General features: G+C 62.1%; 2 protein-coding genes. Both read right to left on the reverse strand.

All coding sequences use genetic code 11. The features are described 5' to 3' along the window. On the reverse strand, positions 1-643 hold a 643-nt coding region (locus tag JHD07_RS37570; RefSeq protein ID WP_291631374.1), incomplete at its 3' end, for an integrase arm-type DNA-binding domain-containing protein. Between the two features lie 293 nt (positions 644-936). Next, positions 937-2,535 carry a glutamine-hydrolyzing GMP synthase gene (guaA, locus tag JHD07_RS37575; RefSeq protein ID WP_291631376.1) on the reverse strand — a complete coding sequence of 533 codons (1,599 nt, stop codon included), beginning with the start codon at positions 2,533-2,535 and terminating at the stop codon, positions 937-939. Between the last annotated feature and the right edge of the window lie 53 nt (positions 2,536-2,588).

The following is a 2,588-nucleotide window of genomic DNA, read 5'->3' on the forward strand; positions in this document are numbered from 1 at the left end:
CCTTCAACATCACCCTAATTTCCGGCGGCGAGAGAGCTCGATCCTTCGGGGCGAACGTAGCGATTGATGCAGGTCCAACATCATCCGCCGGGTTGGCGACCTTCTCGCCATGTAAGATCGCAAAGCCATAGATCTGCTTGAGGATGTCCCGAACGTGGATCGCCGTTGCTGGCGCACCGCGATCTACGATCTTCCCGCACTGCGCGCGGAGATCGTCCGGCGTGATTTCGGTAAGCAAGCGGTTTCGCCAGACCGGCAGTAGCTCCCGTTCCCATATGGAGCGACGCATCGCGCGCGTGCTGTCGGCCATAGGCGCGTTGACCAGCCATTTTTCACCGAACTCGCCGAAGCTTTTCGCCTCCTTGATACGACGCTTCTCGCGCTGCTTTTCGATGGCTGGCGATCGGCCCTCGGTTATCGCTCGCCGAGCGTCCAGGCAAAGCTCGCGGGCGCGCGCTAGCGATATCCCGTCCCGCCCGTACTTGCCCAAATAGACAGTCTCGCGCCGACCATGGAGCCGGTAGTCCAACCTGAACGAAAGAGCGCCCGACGGCGCGACACGCACATACATGCCATCCCGATCGGTCACTTTGTAGATTTTGTCTTTTGGTTTCAGCGCCTTGATCGCTGCGTCCGTCAACATGGTATGCCACCTCCAAAAAAGTACCGTCATGCGGTTTTGGGGGGCTCTCGTCGGAAAAGTCTGCGTATTGTCAGCAGCTTAGCGTGCAAAAAGTACCGTCAGGAGCCTCATCTTCCGTGACGGTACTTCCAAATTTATTCGCGATCAATACGTGCGAGGTCCGTCAGCCGGATCGACAGTCGCGATCTCTGCCCACCGATAGGTGCCGATAGACGATGAACTGATTATTTATTTTATTCAGTGGGTTAGATCGTACCATGGCGTAGTTTTGGATACCGCCGGATGGGCCTGAATCATTCCCACTCAATCGTCCCAGGCGGCTTGCTCGTCACGTCATAAACCACCCGGTTCACGCCCTTCACCTCGTTGATGATGCGCGTCGCGGTCTCGCCCAGAAACTTCATGTCGAACTGGTAGAAGTCCGCGGTCATACCGTCGGTCGAAGTCACGGCGCGGAGGCCGACCACATAGTCATACGTGCGGCCGTCGCCCATGACGCCGACCGTCTTCACGGGAAGTAGCACGGCAAAAGCCTGCCAGATCTCGTCGTAGAGGCCGTGCTTCCTGATCTGGTCGATGTAGACCGCGTCGGCTTTGCGCAGGATGTCGAGCTTGTCCTTGGTGATCTCGCCGGGGCAGCGGATGGCAAGGCCAGGGCCCGGGAACGGGTGGCGGCCGACGAAGATTTCGGGGAGGCCGAGTTCGCGCCCTAACTTGCGGACCTCGTCCTTGAACAATTCGCGCAGGGGCTCGACGAGCTTCATGTTCATGCGCTCGGGCAGGCCGCCGACATTGTGGTGCGACTTGATGGTGACGGAAGGCCCGCCGGTGAAGGAGACGCTCTCGATCACGTCGGGGTACAGCGTGCCCTGCGCGAGGAAGTCGGCGCCGCCGATCTTCTTGGCCTCGGCCTCGAACACCTCGATGAAGAGGCGGCCGATGGTCTTGCGCTTCGCTTCGGGGTCGGTGATGCCCTCGAGCTCGCCCAAAAACTGTTTCGAGGCGTCCACGTGCACGAGCGGGATGTTGTAGTGGTGGCGAAAGAGGTCGACGACCTGCTCGGCCTCGTTGAGGCGCATCAGGCCGTGATCGACGAACACGCAAGTGAGCTGGTCCCCGATGGCCTCGTGGATCAACACGGCCGCGACCGCTGAATCGACGCCGCCGGAGAGGCCGCAGATCACCCTGCCCTTGCCGACTTGCGCGCGGATCTTGGCGATCTCCTCCTCGCGGAAGGCGCGCATGGTCCAGTCGCCGGAAAGGCCTGCGATCTTGCGCACGAAATTGCGGATGAGCTTGGCGCCGTCGGGCGTGTGCACCACCTCGGGGTGGAACATCAGGCCGTAATATTTGCGTTTCTCGTCCTGGATGATCGCGAACGGCGCGTTCGGCGAGGTGCCGGCCACCGAGAAGCCCGGCGGCATCTTGGTGATGCGGTCGCCATGGCTCATCCAGACCTGGTTCTTGCTGCCCGACGACCAGACGTCCTCGAACAGCTTGCTGTCGGCCTTGACCTCGACTTCCGCGCGGCCGAATTCGCGGTGATGGCCGCCCTCGACCTCGCCGCCCAGCTGCGCCGCCATGGTCATCTGGCCGTAGCAGATGCCCATCACGGGCACGCCGGAGGCGAAGATCAATTGCGGCGCGCGGGGCGAGCCAGCCTCGTGCACGGACTCGGGGCCACCGGAGAGGATGACCGCTTTCGGCTTCAGCTCGTTGAAGGCCTGTTCGGCCTTGTTGAACGGCACGATCTCGCAATAGACGCCGTCCTCGCGCACGCGGCGCGCGATCAGCTGCGTCACCTGGCTGCCGAAGTCGACGATGAGAATCTTGTCGTGCGCCGAGGCCACCGAGGGCGTCGACGCGGAGCGGTCGTTCTGTGCTGCTGTCATGGCCAGCAGATACGCCGGTGCGGCCCGGGCCGCACCGGCGTATCTGCTGGCCA

The organism is Bradyrhizobium sp. (assembly GCF_016462955.1).
Taxonomy (GTDB): domain Bacteria; phylum Pseudomonadota; class Alphaproteobacteria; order Rhizobiales; family Xanthobacteraceae; genus Bradyrhizobium.